This window comes from Arthrobacter oryzae, assembly GCF_003634095.1.
GTDB lineage: Bacteria > Actinomycetota > Actinomycetes > Actinomycetales > Micrococcaceae > Arthrobacter > Arthrobacter oryzae.
In genome coordinates, this window is the sequence record NZ_RBIR01000008.1 from 1 (window position 1) to 18901 (window position 18901).

At 66.8% G+C, this 18901-nt stretch carries 16 protein-coding genes, 6 tRNA genes and 1 pseudogene; 19 read left to right on the forward strand and 4 right to left on the reverse strand.

The genetic code is table 11. The features are described 5' to 3' along the window. Nucleotides 1-210, forward strand: a pseudogene (locus C8D78_RS15520) (hypothetical protein); the annotation flags it as partial. 415 nt (nucleotides 211-625) lie between these two features. Here the strand turns inward: C8D78_RS15520 and C8D78_RS15525 are convergent. Next, nucleotides 626-1471 (reverse strand): cytochrome, encoded by an 846-nt coding sequence (locus C8D78_RS15525; protein WP_120954778.1) that lies wholly within the window; start codon nucleotides 1469-1471, stop codon nucleotides 626-628. 86 nt (nucleotides 1472-1557) lie between these two features. Continuing rightward, nucleotides 1558-1629, reverse strand: a tRNA-Val gene (locus C8D78_RS15530). A gap of 536 nt (nucleotides 1630-2165) precedes the next feature. On the opposite strand from C8D78_RS15530, the gene C8D78_RS15535 reads away from it, so the two are divergent. The 6 genes from C8D78_RS15535 to C8D78_RS15560 all read left to right on the forward strand — a co-directional run bounded on the left by C8D78_RS15535 (nucleotide 2166) and on the right by C8D78_RS15560 (nucleotide 3304). Continuing rightward, nucleotides 2166-2238: transfer RNA gene (locus C8D78_RS15535), tRNA-Gly, on the forward strand. A gap of 46 nt (nucleotides 2239-2284) precedes the next feature. Beyond that, nucleotides 2285-2355, forward strand: a tRNA-Cys gene (locus C8D78_RS15540). A gap of 39 nt (nucleotides 2356-2394) precedes the next feature. Continuing rightward, nucleotides 2395-2469: transfer RNA gene (locus C8D78_RS15545), tRNA-Val, on the forward strand. Between the two features lie 58 nt (nucleotides 2470-2527). After that, a tRNA-Gly gene (locus C8D78_RS15550) sits at nucleotides 2528-2600 on the forward strand. Nucleotides 2601-2649: 49 nt separating this feature from the next. Further along, a tRNA-Val gene (locus C8D78_RS15555) sits at nucleotides 2650-2724 on the forward strand. Nucleotides 2725-3034: 310 nt separating this feature from the next. Next, nucleotides 3035-3304, forward strand: a complete 270-nt coding sequence (locus tag C8D78_RS15560; RefSeq protein WP_167467930.1) for an antitoxin — start codon at nucleotides 3035-3037, stop codon at nucleotides 3302-3304. A 215-nt stretch (nucleotides 3305-3519) separates the two neighbouring features. On the opposite strand, the gene zapE is transcribed toward C8D78_RS15560, so the two are convergent. Further along, nucleotides 3520-4557, reverse strand: a complete 1038-nt coding sequence (gene zapE / locus C8D78_RS15565; protein ID WP_120954780.1) for a cell division protein ZapE — start codon at nucleotides 4555-4557, stop codon at nucleotides 3520-3522. Between the two features lie 227 nt (nucleotides 4558-4784). On the opposite strand from zapE, the gene C8D78_RS15570 reads away from it, so the two are divergent. From C8D78_RS15570 to ybaK, 3 genes are all read left to right on the forward strand, one after another. Further along, nucleotides 4785-5702 carry a sulfurtransferase gene (locus C8D78_RS15570; protein WP_120954781.1) on the forward strand — a complete coding sequence of 306 codons (918 nt, stop codon included), beginning with the start codon at nucleotides 4785-4787 and terminating at the stop codon, nucleotides 5700-5702. A gap of 100 nt (nucleotides 5703-5802) precedes the next feature. Next, nucleotides 5803-6276 (forward strand): SufE family protein, encoded by a 474-nt coding sequence (locus tag C8D78_RS15575; protein WP_208641981.1) that lies wholly within the window; start codon nucleotides 5803-5805, stop codon nucleotides 6274-6276. 27 nt (nucleotides 6277-6303) lie between these two features. After that, complete coding sequence (ybaK, locus tag C8D78_RS15580; protein WP_120954783.1) at nucleotides 6304-6801, forward strand: Cys-tRNA(Pro) deacylase; 498 nt, start codon at nucleotides 6304-6306, stop codon at nucleotides 6799-6801. 17 nt (nucleotides 6802-6818) lie between these two features. Here the strand turns inward: ybaK and C8D78_RS15585 are convergent, their stop codons facing one another. Continuing rightward, entirely contained in the window at nucleotides 6819-8162 is a 1344-nt protein-coding gene (locus C8D78_RS15585) for an alpha/beta hydrolase family protein (protein WP_120954784.1), read from the reverse strand. Nucleotides 8163-8301: 139 nt separating this feature from the next. Here C8D78_RS15585 and C8D78_RS15590 point away from each other — a divergent pair, with 139 nt between their 5' ends. From C8D78_RS15590 to C8D78_RS15630, 9 genes are all read left to right on the forward strand, one after another. Beyond that, on the forward strand, nucleotides 8302-8790 hold the full coding sequence (locus tag C8D78_RS15590; RefSeq protein ID WP_120954785.1) for a hypothetical protein: 489 nt from the start codon (nucleotides 8302-8304) through the stop codon (nucleotides 8788-8790). Nucleotides 8791-8804: 14 nt separating this feature from the next. Further along, complete coding sequence (gene msrB / locus C8D78_RS15595; protein WP_244208436.1) at nucleotides 8805-9347, forward strand: peptide-methionine (R)-S-oxide reductase MsrB; 543 nt, start codon at nucleotides 8805-8807, stop codon at nucleotides 9345-9347. 203 nt (nucleotides 9348-9550) lie between these two features. Next, complete coding sequence (locus tag C8D78_RS15600; RefSeq protein ID WP_120954786.1) at nucleotides 9551-10963, forward strand: DUF6421 family protein; 1413 nt, start codon at nucleotides 9551-9553, stop codon at nucleotides 10961-10963. Further along, nucleotides 10960-11766, forward strand: a complete 807-nt coding sequence (locus C8D78_RS15605; protein WP_120954787.1) for an SDR family NAD(P)-dependent oxidoreductase — start codon at nucleotides 10960-10962, stop codon at nucleotides 11764-11766. Before C8D78_RS15600 ends, C8D78_RS15605 begins: the two co-directional genes overlap by 4 nt. Nucleotides 11767-11859: 93 nt before the next feature. Continuing rightward, the gene (locus C8D78_RS15610) at nucleotides 11860-12948 is read left to right on the forward strand and encodes a threonine aldolase family protein (RefSeq protein WP_120954788.1); all 1089 of its coding nucleotides are present in this window, start codon (nucleotides 11860-11862) and stop codon (nucleotides 12946-12948) included. Nucleotides 12949-13020: 72 nt separating this feature from the next. Next, the gene (locus C8D78_RS15615; RefSeq protein ID WP_120954789.1) at nucleotides 13021-13668 is read left to right on the forward strand and encodes a DUF3000 domain-containing protein; all 648 of its coding nucleotides are present in this window, start codon (nucleotides 13021-13023) and stop codon (nucleotides 13666-13668) included. Nucleotides 13669-13729: 61 nt separating this feature from the next. Next, nucleotides 13730-15088 carry an HRDC domain-containing protein gene (locus C8D78_RS15620; RefSeq protein ID WP_120954790.1) on the forward strand — a complete coding sequence of 453 codons (1359 nt, stop codon included), beginning with the start codon at nucleotides 13730-13732 and terminating at the stop codon, nucleotides 15086-15088. 161 nt (nucleotides 15089-15249) lie between these two features. Next, nucleotides 15250-16569: a thiolase family protein gene (locus C8D78_RS15625; RefSeq protein ID WP_120954791.1), complete on the forward strand. Its 1320-nt coding sequence runs from the start codon at nucleotides 15250-15252 to the stop codon at nucleotides 16567-16569. Then, nucleotides 16566-18764: a 3-hydroxyacyl-CoA dehydrogenase NAD-binding domain-containing protein gene (locus tag C8D78_RS15630; protein ID WP_120954792.1), complete on the forward strand. Its 2199-nt coding sequence runs from the start codon at nucleotides 16566-16568 to the stop codon at nucleotides 18762-18764. The genes C8D78_RS15625 and C8D78_RS15630 overlap by 4 nt, the downstream gene beginning before the upstream one ends. The last annotated feature ends 137 nt before the right edge of the window (nucleotides 18765-18901 follow it).

Consider the following 18901-nt stretch of genomic DNA (forward strand, 5'->3'; position numbering starts at 1 on the left):
ATCCACTACTGGTCCCGCGGCGGCCCCACCGCCACCGACAACGGAACCCTGCTCTGCTCCCACCACCACCACGTCATCCACAAAGAACACTGGACGATCCACCTCAAGAACGGGACCCCCTGGTTCATCCCGCCACCCCACCTGGACCCCACCCAACAACCCCGCCGCAACCACTACTTCAAACCCGCCCACCTCACCACCGCCGCATAACAACCGCGCGACCGGGGCCTGGATCGATACGCCCTCGGTGCCGCCGTAAACGGCAGGTTGGGCGGTGAGCGGCGGCCCCGGCCGAAGTACCGTACGCACCAGGACAGTCCGAGCGGTTTCTAGCCCGGGGAGTGAGTGACTTCTAGGCCCATATGGCGCGTGCACGAAGTCGATAAGCGAAAATGCGACCAACACAAAAAACCCCACCGCAGCGAGGCAGTCCAAAAGTGCTGACAGACCGGCAGCAGGCGCCTGGATTCAGGCGCAAACCGGCCACGAGGATGCCGAGCAAAAATGCCGGGCAAAGATGCCGGCACACGGGCCGTGACCAACGAATTCAGGCCAACGGCTATTGGCGGCCCTAGTTTGCTATGCGAAGGGGGCTTGTCAGCGCGCGACCCCCACCAGGGCAGATTCAGCGCTTGACGGGAGGCGCGAGCGGGAGCAGGGCAGCTCCGGCCGTGGCCGTGTCGGCGGACATCTCCCACACTCGGCGCAGGGCACAGAATTTCCACCAGTGGTGCTTTAGGACCTCGGGGTTGGCCCGCTGGGGACGAACTTCCGTCTCGCCCACCGCCACGGCCAGCAGGATTGGCGATTCTCCGTGCTGCCATGCCTCCCACTCCCCCGCGACGGGATCCACCAGGCTTTCCTCTGCCTTCATGCCGGCGACGAGCTGCATGACAACCTTGTCATCCAGCGGTTTGACGGTGCCGTCCCGGCTGGTGCCTTTGGTCTTGTAATCGATGAGGCAAGTCCGTCCATTGATTCTCGCCACGAGGTCCAAGGTGCCGGCGTAGCCGACTGTCTTGTTCCACACCGTAATCTCCGGTGCAATCGGCTCTACCTGGAAGAGCTCCCACCATTCATCAAAGCGGGCCGCGAAGGCTTCTTCACCGTTGGCGGCCAAAGCTTCACGCGTTTCCTTCATCTGGTGGGGCCGACCCAGTGCGCGCAGTGCAACCTGCTCGCAATAGTTGTGGACCCTGTCGCCGCGCTTGGCTGCATCGTCCCGATAGGACTCGGCCGCTTTCGCTGCCCTGCTGACCGCCTGGCGCAGTTTGGCGGGGCTCCCGAGGATGCCAGCAAGCTCCGGATCCTGGGCCAGGCTGTTTGCGCCCATGTATCCGAACCAGCCGTCAAGCCCGTGAGGCTGTTGGCCGATCACCGTTGTGATCGAGGGAACAGTGAATTGTGCCGACGTCGAGCGTGCGTACATACGCCCGTAATCAGTGGCGTGGGCGAGGAGTGGGGCGGTCATAAAGAAACTCTTTCACGGGGGTGAGACAACGGTGAAAAGCAAAATGGTCCGCCCCGCTGAGTCAGCGGGACAGACCATTTCGTTAGTGGGCGATACTGGGTTCGAACCAGTGACCTCTTCGGTGTGAACGAAGCGCGCTACCACTGCGCCAATCGCCCTAACGACATTGAATGCTAGCCCACCCGGGCGGATTTTAGAAATCGGCCTCGCCGCGCTGGTTCAGTAGCCCGCACTATTGACAGTTGCCCGGACGTCGCCTCGGCACTCTCCCACCGGTTGCCCATGAATGCCAGCACTTTAAACTCACCAGGCCAACCTGTGCACGCAACCCTCCCGGGCCCGGCTACTCCCCTCCAAGACGACACGGCAATCCTCGGCGCATCAAACGCACAACTCGTCACCCGGACCACAATTGATGCTCTCCGCCCGGTGACCGTTGACGTTGCCGCCCTCGGACCGGATTCCTCCCCGGGAGCCAACCGCCTCGCCCAGAATCTCAGATACCGGCCTCCGGGACGCATCAAGCTAATTACAGCGCTGTAATTAGCAAAATCCCCTAGAAATCAAGGAACTAGGGGCATTGCGGCGGCGCCAAGACCTCTCGATTTGTAGATTCCCAGAACCTCCTATAGAGTTCTTACTCGTTGGAACGCGAGGAAATGCCGAATGCGGCACGGAAATCTGCTCCAATAATGCGGACGTAGCTCAGCTGGTAGAGCACCACCTTGCCAAGGTGGATGTCGCGAGTTCGAATCTCGTCGTCCGCTCGCAGGACACTGTCACGGCAATGGTTCTTCGGAATCCTGCTTACACGGTGGGTTGGCCGAGAGGCGAGGCAGCGGCCTGCAAAGCCGTATACACGGGTTCGAATCCCGTACCCACCTCGGTGAAAACCATGGTGTCCGGTTTCGGCCGGATGAATTGGGCGATTGGCGCAGCGGTAGCGCGCTTCCCTGACACGGAAGAGGTCACTGGTTCGATCCCAGTATCGCCCACCAAAGCAAGGAAACTTGCTTGATGCAGCACCACCGGCCAGACCGGCATGGACTTCATATTGCGGACGTAGCTCAGCTGGTAGAGCACCACCTTGCCAAGGTGGATGTCGCGAGTTCGAATCTCGTCGTCCGCTCTCTTGTGTATTAGATTCACACAAATCCACTCCGGATTCTTCCGGTTGCGGGCGATTGGCGCAGCGGTAGCGCGCTTCCCTGACACGGAAGAGGTCACTGGTTCGATCCCAGTATCGCCCACCAACATACAGCTCCCCCGGGGGCTGTTTTTTTCTGCCCTTTTGCCTCGACTCCCCCATTCCCCGGCTCAGGCGCCCTGTCCTGAGGTTCACTTCCGACCCCGTCGTATAGGGGTCGTACCTGGGCCGTACCGGGACCGGGCGCCCCTGAGACTGATTCCAGGCCTGCCTCGCGCTCCCGGCCTCCGGATCGGGCCACAATACCCTTGACAGCAGCTCGCGGAGATTAAGTTCGGCTATTGGCATGACCGGGACCGGCGGTTACTATCGAAGCCGGAGGAGCGATCTGGCTCCGCGACCGAAGGGAGGTGCCCGTGGGTTTACTTGACGATCTGAAGGGCAAGGCTCAGCAAGTCATTGGTGGCAATGAACAGGCCATCAAGGACGGCATCGAAAAGGCCGGCGATTTCGTCGACTCGAAGACCGACGGCAAGTATGCCGACAAGGTTGATGCAGTGCAGCGAGGCGCTTCCGACTTCGTGGATAACGCAGACGACAGGCCGAATACGGTTCCCGTCGCCGAGCAGGCTCCCGTCGCGGCTGAGTCTCCTGCACCCGGGGCACCCCGGCAGCAGGGCCTTTGACCCAGGTACGTCAGCGAGGTGCCGGTCCCGCCGAGAGGCGGCGCCGGCACCTTCGGCATTTAACAGCCCAGAACCAAACATTGCTTTGCATAAGAGGTGACGACATAGAAGAAGGCCCGAGACGGTTAAAGCTCTGCCCGGTTCAGCTTGGCTCAGCCCGGCTTGGCCGGTTCCGTCCGGCTTCGGCTTAGTGGTTCAGCCCAAGCCGCTACTGCTCAGGAAGGCTCGTGGTTCTGGCCTTCGCGGGCCAGCGCGGTGAGCCGGGAGACGGCCCGGAAGTACTTCTTCATGTACCCGCCGGTCATCATTTCCTCGGTGAAGAGCTGGTCGAACGGCACGCCGCTGGCGAGGATGGGCACGTCCTTGTCGTAAAGCCGGTCCGCCAACACCACAAACCGCAGAGCCACTGCCTGCTCGGTGATGGTGTGCACGTTCTTCCAGACGACGCCTTCGATTCCATCCAGCAGCTGCCGGTAGCGGCTGGGGTGCACGCCGGCCAGGTGGTTGATCAGGGTGCTGAACTCGTCGCGGGCCACGGTCTTGCCGTCGAATTCGGCCTGCATGTGGTGGGTCAGGTCGTCGTTGCGCAGCGGCGCAGGCGCTGCCGGGAGGCCACGGTGCCGGAAGTCGTCGCCGTCGATCCGCACGACGTCGAACTGGTCGGCCAGCACCTGGATTTCGCGGGCGAAGTCGACGGCGGCAAAGCGTCCGTCGCCGAGGGAGCCGGGCAACGTGTTGGAGGTCGCGGCAAGCTTCACGCCCGCATCGGCGAGCTCGCGCATGAGCCGGGACATTAGTACGGTGTCGCCCGGGTCGTCGAGTTCGAATTCGTCAATGCACACGAGCCGGTAGTGGCTCAACGCCTCCACGGTCTTGCGGAAAGACAGCGCACCAACGAGGTTGGTGTATTCGACGAACGTGCCGAAGGCCTTGGGTCCGGGGGCGGCGTGCCAGAGGGACGCCAGCAGGTGGGTCTTGCCGACACCGAATCCGCCGTCAAGGTAGATGCCCGCCCGGGAGGTGTCCTTCTTGCCGAAGAGCCGCTTGAACAGGCCGTCGCCGTCGCGCGCGCCGACTCCAGCTGCAAAATGCTCCAGCGCGTGAACGGCATGCGCCTGGCTGGGCTGGGCGGGATCGGGCCGGTAGCTGGAAAACGACACCTCACCGAACCGCGGCGACGGGTAGAACCCGTTGAGGAGCTCGTCCACGGAAACTGCCGGCGTACGGGCGGCGAGCTGTTCGATATGTACCAAGGTGGTCCGTTCTGCTGGTCTCTTGTCCCCAGCAAGAATACCGGCAAAGCCCAGCCGCCCTGCGTGCGCTGGCGCGAACCGGCGGCCCAAGTGAGCAAGTGCACATTTCCCCGTGTGAACCCGGTGGAGCAAACCCGCAGGCCCGTGACTAGTGTTGTTACAGGCCCGGCGCCGCGCACGCTTGAAGCGCCAAGGCCTCCTGACCGTTTCAATGAAAGGCCATCACCATGTCCTACCCCGTTGAGCAGAACGCAAAGTTCGCCGCCTACGCCCACCCGGAGCGGCTGGTGTCGACCGAATGGCTCGCCGCGGCGATCGACGCCGGCGGGCTCGACGGCGGCAAGCTCGTGGTGGTGGAGTCAGACGAGGACGTGCTGCTTTACGAGACAGGCCACATCCCCGGCGCGGTCAAGATCGACTGGCACACGGACCTGAACGACGAGGTCACCCGCGACTACATCGACGGCGAGGCTTTCGCCGCGCTGGCCGCCGCCAAGGGGATTTCCCGCGACAGCACCGTGGTGATTTACGGCGACAAGTCCAACTGGTGGGCTGCGTACGCCCTGTGGGTCTTCACGCTGTTTGGCCACGAAGACGTCCGGCTCCTGGACGGCGGGCGCGACAAGTGGATCGCCGAAGGCCGTGCGGTCAGCACCGAAACTTCAGTCCCCGCGCCGGGAACGTACCCGGTGGTGGAACGCAACGATGCTCCGATCCGCGCCTTCAAGGAGGACGTCCTGGCCCACTTCGGCAAGCCGTTGATCGACGTCCGCTCGCCTGAGGAATACACCGGCCAGCGGACCCACATGCCGGCCTACCCGGAAGAAGGCGCCCTGCGCGGCGGGCACATCCCCACTGCGGCCTCCATCCCCTGGGCCCGCGCGGCCGCCGAGGACGGCACCTACCGCGACCGCGGCGAACTCGAGGCGTTGTACCTGGGCGAGGCCGGACTCAAGGAAGGGGACGACGTCGTGGCGTACTGCCGGATCGGCGAGCGGTCCAGCCACACTTGGTTTGCCCTGAAGTACCTGCTGGGATTCGAGACCGTCCGGAACTACGACGGCTCGTGGACCGAGTGGGGCAACGCCGTGCGCGTCCCCATCGCCAAGGGCACCGAACGCGGCACGGTTCCGGCCTCCCGCTAGGCCCCGGCGTTACCGGATGGATCCAGAACCGGTCCGGGCCGCGACCGGGACACGATTCGCGACCGGGACACAATTGCCGTGCGTGCGTAAGCTGGAAGGGATGAATACTCCTGCCCTCCCCGCCGCACTGGCGGACATTGTTGACGATTTCCAAGCCCTGACCGAACCTGAGCGGCTGCAGTTGCTGCTTGAGTTCTCGCAGGGCCTGCCGGAACTTCCGGAGCGGCTTCGGGACCACCCGGAACTGCTGGAGCAAGTAGTTGAGTGCCAGACGCCGCTCTTCCTCACCATCGAAACGGAACCGGGCGACGGCGACTCGCCCGAGCGCGTCCGGCTCTACTTCAAGGCACCCAGGGAAGCCCCGACAACCCGCGGCTTCGCCGGTGTGCTCCATGAAGGACTCGACGGCCTCAGCGCGGCGGAAATCCTGGCTGTCCCGGATGACATGCCCGAACAGCTGGGCCTCACCCGGGCCATCACTCCCCTGCGCATGCGCGGCATGACGGCCATGCTCGGCCGGATCAAGCGGAAAGTCGCCGCGTTGGTTCCGCGGCAGCAGCCCGCGCAGTCCTGAATTCCGGCACCTCGAGAGCCAGCCGACATGGCCCGCAAACACGCGTCCCAGGGAACTCCTGCCACCGCAGCCCTGGCTGCAGCCGGAGTCGACTTTGTCGCGCATCCCTACGCCCACGATCCCGCGGCGGCCAGTTACGGCCTCGAGGCGGCGGAAATGCTGGGCATCGACCCTGCCCGGGTCTTCAAGACCCTGATGGTGGACGTCGATGGCCGGCTCGCCGTCGGCGTCGTTCCCGTCAGCGGAAACCTCGACCTCAAAGCCATGGCCGCCGCCCTGGGCGGCAAGAAGGCCGCGATGGCGGACCCGGCCGCGGCGCAGCGCCGGACCGGATACGTACTCGGCGGCATTTCGCCGCTCGGGCAGCGCCAGTCCTCCCCCACGGTGGTGGATGACAGCGCCCTAGCGCTGACGACCATCCTCGTTTCGGGCGGCCGGCGCGGGCTGGACATTGAGCTGGATCCTGCCGAGCTCATTCGGCTCACGGCCGCCCGCACTGCCAGGATCGGGACCCGGCACGGCTGAGGCACCGCGACGCCCTGTCAGTCCGGAAGAGAGTTTCCGAGCCCCTGCTCCTGGTCGCCGGGGTTGGTGCGGGGCGCCAGCTGAAGCCGGAGCCAAGCCGCTACCAGCCGCTCCCAGCGCTCCGGATCCACGTTCCATTCCTTGGTATGCCGGGCGGTCTCGAAGGGCTCGAACGTGACCATCTCCGGATTCTTCTCCGCCAACTCGGCAGACGGCCCGTAAGGGACGTATTCATCGTCCATGCTGTGCACAATGAAAGTCGGCGTGCGCAGCTCGACGGCCCGTGAGACCCAGTCCATCGTTTTGAGGTCCACCGGGGCGGCCAGACCGGTCAGCCGCCGGCCCAGCGGGTGGCTGAGCATGAGTTGTCCATAGCGCCCGACTGCCGACGGGATCCGGTTCAGCTCGGCATGGTGCGCCAGCACGTTCACCCAGTCGATTACGGGGGCGTCCAGGACCATTGCCCGGATCAGGCTGCGATGCCGGGAGAGATCGGCCGTCTGGAGGCAGATCGCGCCGCCCATCGACCAGCCGAACAGGACCACCTCCCGGGCGCCGTGCTGCAGGGCGTAATCGATGGCGGCCTCGACGTCGCGCCATTCCGTGGAGCCCAGTCCGTAACGCCCGTCGCTGGCGGAGGGGGCCATGCCGTCGTTGCGGTAGGAGATCAGCAAACTGGACATGCTCAGTTCCCGGGCAGTCCGGACGGCCCGCAGCCCCTCCTGCCGCGAGGCACCGCGCCCGTGCACCATGATCGCCCAGACGTCGGGAGCCGCCTCCTCTGACGCCGGTGCGCCCCGGACCAGCCAGGCGGGGGCGTGCCCGCCGTCGACGTCAATGAGCACGTCTTCCATCGAAAGCCCGAGCGCGGCAGGATCCGGGTAGGCTGCCCCGCTCCACCAGCCCCGCCGGGCGGAGGCCAGGTCCCCGCTGTAGACGGACTCCACTTCCCGCAGGACGGTGCGTTCCGCCGGCGAGTAGGAAAGAATCCGGCCGATCCGTGCGTGGCCCCGGCCGCCGTCGAAGAAGAACCCGTACACACCGTCCACCGTGGCATCCGGGGTGGCGGCGAGGATGACCTGCAGGGCCCGGCCGTCGCGGATGACGGCCAGCACTTCCTGGTCCGCCTCGCGGAACCTGGCCGGGGTGATGACGCGGCGGGCGAAGTAGAGCGCCAGGGCCGAGGAACCGGCGGCGAGCACGCCCGCGGCCGCGCTGCCTCCAATGATGCCCCCCAGCGCCCATTTGGCGCTGCCGGAGCGGCCGGCGTCAAGGGATGCAGCGGGGGCCGGCGCGGCGGCAGTTGCCGCACCGCGGGCGGTCCGGGACAGATCCGGGCGGAGGCGCAAGGAGGAAGCCATGGCACCATTCTGACCGAATCGTGGCCCATCCATGACATTTCGCCAGCTCAGGACGCATTACCGCGCCGGCTGTGACACGCCGCGCGCCCCGCACGGGCACAACCATGCGGCGCACCACCGGCGCGACTAGGCTGGGGTCATGAGTGATCCAATCGTCATTTTGACAGAAGAGCCCCTCGGTGCGGATGACCGCGTCAACATTGAAACCCTGATTGCCGGCGGCGATGCGCCCCTGCTGGTCCTGGTCCCGGCCAATACCGAGCGGCACTTGGTGGTGGATTTCCTGGAAAACCTCTCCATGCTCGAAATCGCCAAGGCCTTCCGTGAACTGACGGCACACTCGGACCCCAACGAGGAGCGGGCCGAAGCCGCCGACACCCTGGCCGCTTCGCTGGCCGCGTTGGCGGGCCTGGGCGGCGGGGTCTCGGGCGAAATCGTCGAGGGCAAGGCAGTCGAGGGCCTGGTCGCCAAGGTTAAGGAACTCAGTGCCGGGCAGGCGGTGGTCATCACGCGCCCGCATGCTGTAGCGGACACCTTCCACACCGACTGGGCCACCAAGGCCCAGGACAAATTGGGCCTGCCCGTCCTGCATCTGTACGCCGGTTCGGGATTTATCGGGGACTCCTGAGCGTTATTGAGGCTATGAGCATCTTTAACAGGTCCAAATCCATGCCCTCGGCAGTGCCCGCCCCGGCACCCGCCGACTCCGGCACTGCGCAAGTCCAACAGGTGCCGGTCCAACAGGTGCCAGCCCAAGAGGCGTCCGGCGGACAGGCGCCCGTCGAAAAGACGGATGCCCAGTGGCGCGAGGAATTGTCCCCGGAGGAGTACCGCGTGCTGCGCCAGGCCGGCACCGAGCGGCCGTACACCGGCGAATACTGGGACACCCACACCCGCGGCGTCTACAAGTGCCGGGCCTGCGGCACCGAGCTCTTCACCAGCAACGAAAAATTCGATTCGCACTGCGGCTGGCCGTCCTTCTGGGCGCCGCTCGCGGAGGGCACCGTCCGCTACATCCATGACCGCACCTTGGGCATGGAGCGTGTGGAAGTCCGTTGTGCCACGTGCGATTCCCACCTCGGCCATGTGTTCGACGGCGAGGGCTACGGCACCCCCACGGACCAGCGGTTCTGCATCAACTCGGTCTCCCTGAAGCTCGTTCCCGCAGACGACGCCACGCAGTAGTCCGCCTGCGGGCGGAGGGCCTGTGGGGACCGGAAGGCTCCCGCAGGCCTCCCACTCCTTCCGCTGGACCAGCCTTTCCGAATCACTTGCCACAGTCTTTCTTATGCTCGAGGCAATTTTGCATTAGAGCTTCTGATTGCTTGCTACGCTCGATTTAGATCCAGCGACACGCTCCACAGCAACCAGAAAGGCGACCGTCGACGATGACCACGACCGCTATCACCGCCCCAGCCCCGATCACCGCCAGCAACCAGGAATGGCTGCGGCTCAAGGCTGCCGCCACGGCGCTGCAGGCCCTCCAGATCAAAGACGGATCCGTGCCGGATGTCGACGCCCACGACGCCGCCGCCGGCTACGTCGAAGAGATCACCGCCGCGGTGACGGCCCTGTCCCCGTCCTTCCCGCACGACGCCCGCTACCTCGAACTGCTGGTCACCGACTTCGGCCGCTGGGCCGACGCCGGCTTCGGCGTCCCGGACTTCCTCGACTCCCTGCAGGCTTTCCAGCCGCAGCAGCACCGGGTCAACGGATTGCAGCACCTCGTCGTCTTCCCGATGTACACCCAGAACGGCAGCAGCAACCGCCTCGTGGAGGCCGTGCTGATCGAGGTCATCTGGCCCGAGTTCATCGGCGGCCTGGAACAGGGCGAATACTCCAACAAGTTGTTCGTCCCGATCCGCTTCCTCGACTTCACCCCGGGCTATGACACCAACTCCGCCGTCCTCTTCCCCGAGACCGTCGCCGTCCGCGAGACCCCGACGTTCACGTGGGGCGCGATCTTCGCCGACCGCGAGGCCGCCCGCTTCCGCCGCGTCCTGCGCGCCGCTGCCGAGATCACCTCACTGCAGCTGCCCGACGACGCCGCCGCGCTGCTGGAGGACCAGGAGCTGACGCAGGAAACGTTCGTCATGTGGGACCTCATCCATGACCGCACCCACATGCGCGGGGACCTGCCGTTCGATCCCTTCATGATCAAGCAGCGCATGCCGTTCTTCCTGTACTCACTCGAGGAACTGCGTTGCGACCTCACCGCTTTCCGCGAATCGGTGAAGATCGAGAAGGACGAGGACGCCGACCCGGAAGCACGCCGGCATGCCAAGCTGGTCCAGTACGCGGTGATCTTTGACCGCATCTTCCGCTTCGCCATCACCGGCAACCGCGTCCGCAACTACGACGGCCTCGGCGGCCAACTGCTCTTCGCGTGGATGCACCAGCACCACGTCCTGCACTGGACCGACAGCAAGCTCAGCATCGACTGGGACGAGGCGTCCGACGTCGTGGTTGAACTCGGCGCCCGGATCGAGGAACTGTACTGGCGTTCCATCGACCGGCCCAAGATGGCCCACTGGCTGGCGGCCTACGAACTCATCTCCGGTACCGTCACGCCCAACCCGGCCTCCGTCTGGGCCAAGGGTCCGGACGCCCTCCCCCTGGACGGGCCGCCCCGCGGCCTGACGGACCAGGTTCTCGACGACGAATTCCCGCTCTCCATGTTCTTCGAGGCCCTCGAAAAGAAGATGCGCACGGTCATTGAATCCACCGCCGGCATCACGGGGTCTTCCGATACCGGGGCCTCGGACACCGCCAGCGGCACCCAGGCACTGAACGCCGGATGAGCGCCGGACGCACCTTGAACGTGCTGGTTGCGGGGGGAAGCGGGCCGTCGGGGATCGCCACGGCCCGCGCCCTGCGCGACGCCGGCCACAGGGTCTTCACGGTTGGCTCGGACGCCGCCCGCATCGCCGCTGCCGCCGCCGAGGCCGGCAGCGGCGTCACGCCGCTCGTGTGCGACCTCGCCAGCCTGGCCGACGTGCAGGCCTTGCGGGACACCGTCACCGGCACGGCGGGAACCGTCGACGGCGTCGTCCACCTTGTGGGTGGCTGGCGCGGCGCGAAGGGCATCACGGACCAGAGCGACGACGACTGGGACTTCCTGGAACGCAACGCGGTCACCACGCTGCGCAATGTCACCCGCGTCTTCTTCGATGACCTCGCCGCCTCGGATACCGGACGCTTCGCCATGGTGTCCTCCACGGCAGTGAGCGCCCCGACGGCGGGTGGCGCCAGCTACGCCGCGGCCAAGGCCGCTGCCGAAGCCTGGACGCTGGCAGTGGCCGACGGTTTCCGCCGGGTCCACGCGGCCGACACCCCCGGCAGCACCGACGCGCGCCCGGCAGCCGAGAACCCGACACAGGGGAATACTGCACCGGTGAATGTCACAGCAGGGAATGCCGAACTGGGCAGCGCCGCCGTCATTTTCGTGGTGAAGGCCCTCGTGGACCCGGCCATGCGGGCCAAGTCCCCTGAACGGAAGTTCCCGGGCTTCACGGACGTGGCCGACCTGGCGGCGGCAGCCGCCGCACTCTTCAGCACTCCCGCCGGTGACCTGAACGGCCAGCGGCTGCTCCTCAGCCGCTGAGGCGCCCAAAACCCGGCGCCCGGCGCCCCGCACCAGCGCCCCGGACTTAGCCCAAGCGGCCTAACCTCTTAGACTGAAAGCGTGAGCAAACCGATGACCAGCACAGTTGAAACTGCCCCTGCCAGCACTGCGGTGCGGCTCCATGACCCCTCCGTCCGCGGCTTCGCCTCGGACAACTACTCCGGTGTGCATCCGGAGGTCCTCGCGGCCCTGGCCGCCGCCAACGAAGGCCACCAGGTCTCCTACGGAGAAGACGAGTACACCGCCCGCCTGAAGCAGCTCATGGAGGAGCACTTCGGCGAAGGGATCGAGTGCTTCCCGGTGTTCAACGGCACCGGCGCCAACGTCCTGTCCCTGCAGTCGTTGCTGCCGCGCTGGGGTGCCGTGATCTGCGCCTCCACCGCCCACATCAACATGGATGAAAACGGCGCGCCGGAGCGCATCGGCGGCATCAAGCTGCTGCAGGTCCCCACGACCGACGGCAAGCTCACTCCCGCGCTGATCGACCAGGAAGCCTGGGGCTGGGGCGACGAGCACCGCGCCCAGCCGCTGGCGGTCTCCATCACCCAGACCACCGAGCTTGGCACGTGCTACACCCCCGACGAGGTCCGGGCCATCGCCGAGCATGTCCACTCCAAGGGGATGAAGCTTCACATGGACGGCGCACGGCTGGCCAACGCCGCCGCGCACCTGGGAGTTCCGCTGCGGGCCTTCACCCGCGACGCCGGCGTGGACATCCTCTCCTTCGGCGGCACGAAGAACGGCCTGCTGTTCGGCGAAGTTGTGATCGCCCTGAACCCGGAAGCCGCCCACGGCCTGATCTACCTGCGCAAGATGAACATGCAGCTGGCGTCCAAGATGCGGTTCATGTCCGCCCAGTTCATTGCCCTCCTCGAGGGTGACCTGTGGCTGCGCTCGGCCTCCCACGCGAACGCCATGGCCGCCCGGCTCCGCGCCGGCGTCGAGTCGATCCCCGGCGTTGAACTGAGCCAGAAGACCGAGTCCAACGGCGTGTTCGCCGTACTGCCTGCCGGTGTAGCGGACCGGCTGCGCGAGTCCTTCCGCTTTTACGACTGGAACGAGGCGGCCCGCGAGGTCCGCTGGATGTGCTCCTTCGACACCACCGAGGAAGACGTTGATTCATTCATCGCGGCCATCAGGCGCGAGCTCGCAGCAGCCTAAGGCCCGTCCTGCTTCACCTGCCCGGCGGCGAGCCTGCCGGGCAGGGGGCCGGCCGTTGCATAATCTTCCAAGGTGAGCTCCCTCGATCAGGTTCCGGCAGATTTCCTCTTCGCCTTGGGGACCCTTCGACAGGCACGGTGCCGCAGCGAACTGCACCTGGACGAGATACCGGCGCCGTCACGGCTCGCGCCGTACGCGGTTGCCTTGGGGGCCGAGGTGATCGGCCCCGGCAGTGCCCCCGGCGGCGCCGCGGTCCACGGCCCGGCGGCAGCGGCCCTGGCCCGCGCATCCGCGAGTGACGACGTCGAACTGGCCACCGGCCGCTTCATCCTGCTCCACGATCCCGACGGCTCAGCCGTGTGGGACGGGGAATTCCGGATCGTCACCTACATCCGCGCCCAACTGGAACCGGAGATGGGCAACGACGAACTCCTGGGTTCGGTCGCGTGGACGTGGCTGGTCGAGGCACTGGACAATCACCAGGCACCGTACCGCTCCGCCGGCGGCACGGCCACAAGGGTGCTCTCGGAGAGCTTCGGGACCCTCTCGGACAGGCCTGATTCCATCGACATAGAGCTCAGGGCTTCCTGGACCCCCGCCTCCCCGGACATCACCTCGCACCTGGAGGCGTGGTCGGACATGGTCTGCACCTTCGCCGGGCTGCCGCCGCTGCCTAAGGGTGTCACGCCCCTGCCCCGGCGCCCCCGGGGACACGCATGAGGCGCTTATTCGTGCGCGGTCACGGCCTTATACGCCATGTTGTCGGTAAACTGTAGAGATCATGACCCCTCAAAATCCGGAAATCAGCACGGCCGGCGCCGTTCCCAATTCGACAGAAGCCGCTGACACCACAGCCCACATCACGGTGGAAGGCTTCGACAGCCTGGTCCCCGAAGTGATCGACCTTGACGCCCCCCGCGACGGCGTGCCGCTGGTCATCGAGACCCAGTCCGGCCTGGAACGCTGCGCCGCTGCCCTCGCTGCCGGTCACGGCCCCGCGGGCGTGGACGCCGAGCGGGCCTCCGGCTTCCGCTACGGCCAGCGAGCCTTCCTGGTCCAGATCCGGCGCGAAGGCTCCGGTACCTGGCTGATCGATCCCGAACCGTTTGGGGATCTCAGCATCATCAACGACGCACTGCGCGGTGTCGAATGGATCCTGCACGCCGCCAGCCAGGACCTGCCGTGCCTGTCCGAGCTCGGCATGTGGCCGGACAAACTCTTTGACACCGAGCTCGCCGCACGCCTCGCCGGACTGCCCCGGGTAGGCCTTGCCGCCGTCATTGAACAACTCCTGGGCTTCGGCCTGGCGAAGGAGCACTCCGCCGCCGACTGGTCCACCCGGCCGTTGCCGGAACCCTGGCTGCGGTACGCCGCCCTCGACGTCGAGGTCCTCACCGAACTGCGCGAGGAACTGATCGAGCTCCTCGTCGCGGACGGAAAGCTGGAGTACGCCGAGCAGGAGTTCGCCGCCATTCTTGAGGCCGGACAGGCGCCGCCGCGCGTGGACCCATGGCGCAAAACCTCCGGGCTGCATCAGATCCGGGACCGCCGTCAACTGGCCGCAGTCCGGGAGCTCTGGCAGGAACGCGATTCCCTCGCCCAGAAGCGCGACGTCGCCCCGGGCCGGCTGATTCCCGACTCGGCCCTCGTCGCCGCAGCCAAGGCCATGCCCTCCACGGTTCCCCAACTGCTCGGCACCAAGGGCTTCCACGGCCGCGCCGCCCAGCGTGAGGCACCCCGCTGGCTGCGCTGCATCAGCACGGCCAGGGCCCTGGAGGACCTGCCGCCGCTGCACCTGCCCACCAACGCTCCCCCGCCGCCGCGCGTTTGGGCGGACCGGGACCCGGAGGCGGCCGCCAGACTGGCCACCGCCCGCCCGAAGCTCCAGGCCAGGGCCGAGGAGCTGAACCTGCCCGTGGAAAACCTGCTGACCCCGGACTACCTCCGGCGGGTTGCGTGGCGTCCGCCCGTCGAGCTCAGCGAGGAAGGGGTGGCAGAGGAACTGGCGAACCTCGGGGCACGCCAGTGGCAGATCGAAATCACCGCTCCGCTGATTGCCGACGCCTTCCTGCACCCCGAACCACTGCCCGCGAAGGAGCCCAGGGTTCCTGCGGAGGCACCTTCCGCTTCGGCCGGCTAGCCGGTTCTCTCGGGACCGCTCTCCCCCTTGCCAGTCATGTTACTGACGAGTAACATTATGCGTGATGTCGCCCGGATTCCTCGCGCCTGTGGCAGGCCCTGCCCAGGGCCCTCTTGCCGCCGGCGCGGTCCCGGCACCCATGTCTCAATGAGGAGTGTCACGTGAGCCCAGCCAGCACGAGCGGAACAACCAGCAACGGACAACGAAGTACCGCGAGTTCCCGCGCCGTTCGCGACGTCGTCTTTGTCGACGGCGTCCGCACCCCCTTCGGCCGCGCCGGCGAAAAGGGCATCTACGCCGGCACCCGCGCCGACGACCTCGTGGTCAAGTGCATCCGCGAGCTGATGCGCCGCAACCCCTCCCTGCCGGCCGACCGGATCGACGAGGTCGCAATCGCTGCCACCACCCAGACCGGCGACCAGGGCCTGACCATCGGCCGCACCGCCGCCCTGCTGGCCGGACTCCCCCGGACCGTCCCCGGCTTCGCCATTGACCGCATGTGCGCCGGCGCCATGACCGCCGTGACCACGACGGCGAGCGGCATCGGCTTCGGCGCCTACGACGTCGTCATCGCCGGCGGCGTGGAGCACATGGGCAACCATCCGATGGGCGCCGGCTCCGACCCCAACCCCCGTTTCATGTCCGAGCGGCTCGTGGACCCCGCGGCCCTGAACATGGGCAACACGGCCGAAAACCTGCACGACCGCTTCCCGGCCATCACCAAGGACCGCACCGACGCGTACGCCGTCGCCTCGCAGGACAAGCTGGCCGCGGCCTACGCCAAGGACCAGATCCAGCCGGACCTCGTGCCCGTCGCGACCATGAAGCCCGGCCAGGGCTGGACTGTCAACACGGTGGACGAGCCCCCGCGCCCGGGCACCACAGTTGGCGACCTGGCCGGGCTGCGGACCCCGTTCCGCGCCCACGGTCGGGTCACCGCCGGCAATGCCGCCGGACTCAACGACGGAGCCACCGCGGCCCTGCTCGCCTCGGCCGACGCCGCCGAAGAGCTTGGCCTGCCGGTCAAAATGCGTCTGGTGGCCTACGCCTTCGCCGGCGTCGAACCTGAAGTCATGGGCATCGGCCCGGTCCCGGCCACCGAAAAGGCACTGAAGAGCGCCGGGCTCGGCATCGAAGACATCGGGCTCTTCGAGATCAACGAAGCTTTCGCCGTCCAGGTCCTCAGCTTCCTGGACCACTTCGGCATCTCCGACGATGACCCCCGAGTCAACCGTTACGGCGGCGCGATCGCGGTCGGGCACCCCCTGGCGTCCTCCGGGGTCCGGCTGATGAACCAGCTGGCCCGGCAGTTCGAAGAGGACCCCACAGTCCGTTACGGCATGACCACCATGTGCATCGGCCTGGGTATGGGCGCCACCGTAATCTGGGAGAACCCCCACCACCAGGACTACGGCACGGCGTCCGCCACTACCGATGCCAGCACCGAATCCGTCGCTACCGAGACTGGAGCCACAGCATGAGCGCCTCAGATTTCCGCAAACTTGCCGATCTCTTCCCGAACGAGACGGTGACCCATTCCTACGTCCAGGACATCGAGCTGCCCGCCGTAGGTGGGAAGACCACTGAGGGCACGAGCCCCGGCACATTCGCCCTCATCACCCTGGACAACGGCCTGGACCATTCCAAACCCACCACGCTGGGGCCCAATACGCTGGTGGAGCTCGGGACAGTTCTGGAGGGGCTGAAGGAGCGGGCCGCCCGTGGCGAGATCGCCGGCGTCGGCGTCACCGGCAAGCCGTACTTCCTCGTTGCCGGCGCGGACCTGTCCACGGTCAAGTCGGTCAGCGGCCGCGAACAGGGCCTGTGGATGGCCCAGCTGGGCCACGAGGTCTACTCGACCCTGGCCAACCTGGGCGTGCCCAGCTTCGCGTTCATCAACGGCCTGGCCTTGGGCGGCGGGCTGGAGATCGCGCTGCAGTCCACGTACAGGACGGTCTCCACGGGCGCCGGCGCGCTGGCCCTGCCCGAGGCATTCATCGGACTGATTCCGGGCTGGGGAGGGGTCTACATTTTGCCGCGCCTCATCGGCCCGGAGAATGCCCTGAAGGTCATGATCGAAAACCCGCTGAGCAACAACCGCACGCTCACGGGTCCGCAAGCCTTTGACCTCGGCGTCGCGGATGCCATGTTCGAACCCGCGGACTTCGTCGAGCAGTCCATCGCCTGGGCCGCCAAGGTCATTGCCGACACCGTCGCCCCGGAGCGTGCGAACGCCGTCGACCCCGCCGACCCGGAGGTGGCTGCGCGCTGGGCCGCCGCCGTCGCAAAGGGCCGGGCCTTCGTCGAGGCCAAAACCTCCAACGCCTCCCCCGCCCCGGCCAAGGTCCTGGAGGTCATGGAGGCCAACCGGACCCTGACCCAGGCCCAGTCCGCCGAACTGGAGTGTGAGACCCTCGCGGACCTCATGCAGACCGCCGAGTTCCGCTCCACCGTCTACGCGTTCCTCGACCTCGTCCAGAAGCGCTCCAAGCGTCCGGCGGGCGCCCCCGACCGCAAGCTCGCCCGCCCGGTGGGCAAAGTCGGCGTGGTGGGCGCGGGCCTGATGGCGAGCCAGTTGGCCCTCCTCTTCGCCCGCCAGCTGAAGGTGCCGGTGGTCATGACGGACATCGACCAGGCCCGTGTGGACAAGGGTGTCGGATACGTGCACGCCGAGGTGGACAAGCTCCTGGCCAAGAAGCGGACCAGTCCCGACGCCGCGAACCGCACCAAGGCACTGGTCAGCGGCTCCGTGTCAAAGGAAGCCTTCGCCGACGCCGACTTTGTGATCGAGGCCGTCTTCGAAGAGCTCGCCGTCAAGAAACAGGTCTTCAAAGAGGTGGAGGCGATTGTGTCGCCCGAGTGCATCCTCGCGACCAACACCTCTTCGCTGTCCGTCACGGAGATGGCAGCGGACCTGGAGCACCCCGAACGGCTGGTCGGCTTCCACTTCTTCAACCCGGTGGCCGTGATGCCGCTGCTGGAAATTGTCCGTGGGCCGAAGACCGACGATGCCGTGCTGGCCACCGCGTTCGAGCTCGCCAAGGGCCTGAAGAAGTCGGCCGTGCTGGTCAAGGATGCCGCGGCGTTCGTGGTCAACCGTGTCCTGCTGCGCCTCATGGGCGAAGTGACGGCCGCCTTCGACGAGGGCACGCCCGCCGACGTGGCGGACAATGCGCTGCGGCCGATGGGCCTGCCGATGACCCCCTTTGTGCTCGGCGCGATGGTGGGCCTGCCGGTGGCCCAGCACGTTCAGGAATCGCTGCACGCGGCTTTCGGCGACCGTTTCAGGGTCTCGGAGAACCTGCAGTCGCTGATCGACCACGGAGTGAAGTCGATCTGGGCCGCCGAGAACGGCACACCGCTTCCGGGTCCGGACGGCAAGCCCTACATTCCGGCCGAGACCCTGGCGCTCATGTCCTTCGGCACCACGCCGTCCACCGCTGAGGAGGTCCTGCGCCGGACCCAGGATGCCCTGGCGGAGGAAATCGGCCTCATGCTCGAGGAGGGCGTAGTTGCCGGCCCGGAGGACATCGACCTCTGCATGATCCTTGGCGCGGGCTGGCCCATGTTCCTGGGCGGCATCACCCCCTACCTGGACCGGGTGGGCGCCTCGGAGCGGGTCAACGGCAAGAAGTTCCTGGCACCGGGGGTGGCGTCTGCGCCCACTGCCGGCTGACTAACCCCGGTTTCGCCACGTAGGCGCCGCCATCCCCGCCAAGTTGGCAGCGGGACGGCGGCGCCTACGCGAGGGTGACCCGACCAGCCCGGCGGCACCGGGCCCTGCTAGCACTCGCAGATCATCAGCACGTTGCC

Bases quoted from the DNA above. Each gene is read 5' to 3' on its own strand.
- C8D78_RS15605 (WP_120954787.1), top strand. From the start codon at position 10,960: ATGAGCGCCGGACGCACCTTGAACGTGCTGGTTGCGGGGGGAAGCGGG.
- C8D78_RS15525 (WP_120954778.1), bottom strand. From the start codon at position 1,471: ATGACCGCCCCACTCCTCGCCCACGCCACTGATTACGGGCGTATGTAC.
- C8D78_RS15585 (WP_120954784.1), bottom strand. From the start codon at position 8,162: ATGGCTTCCTCCTTGCGCCTCCGCCCGGATCTGTCCCGGACCGCCCGC.
- C8D78_RS15575 (WP_208641981.1), top strand. From the start codon at position 5,803: ATGAATACTCCTGCCCTCCCCGCCGCACTGGCGGACATTGTTGACGAT.
- C8D78_RS15600 (WP_120954786.1), top strand. From the start codon at position 9,551: ATGACCACGACCGCTATCACCGCCCCAGCCCCGATCACCGCCAGCAAC.
- C8D78_RS15590 (WP_120954785.1), top strand. From the start codon at position 8,302: ATGAGTGATCCAATCGTCATTTTGACAGAAGAGCCCCTCGGTGCGGAT.
- ybaK (WP_120954783.1), top strand. From the start codon at position 6,304: ATGGCCCGCAAACACGCGTCCCAGGGAACTCCTGCCACCGCAGCCCTG.
- C8D78_RS15630 (WP_120954792.1), top strand. From the start codon at position 16,566: ATGAGCGCCTCAGATTTCCGCAAACTTGCCGATCTCTTCCCGAACGAG.
- C8D78_RS15620 (WP_120954790.1), top strand. From the start codon at position 13,730: ATGACCCCTCAAAATCCGGAAATCAGCACGGCCGGCGCCGTTCCCAAT.
- msrB (WP_244208436.1), top strand. From the start codon at position 8,805: ATGAGCATCTTTAACAGGTCCAAATCCATGCCCTCGGCAGTGCCCGCC.
- C8D78_RS15610 (WP_120954788.1), top strand. From the start codon at position 11,860: ATGACCAGCACAGTTGAAACTGCCCCTGCCAGCACTGCGGTGCGGCTC.
- C8D78_RS15570 (WP_120954781.1), top strand. From the start codon at position 4,785: ATGTCCTACCCCGTTGAGCAGAACGCAAAGTTCGCCGCCTACGCCCAC.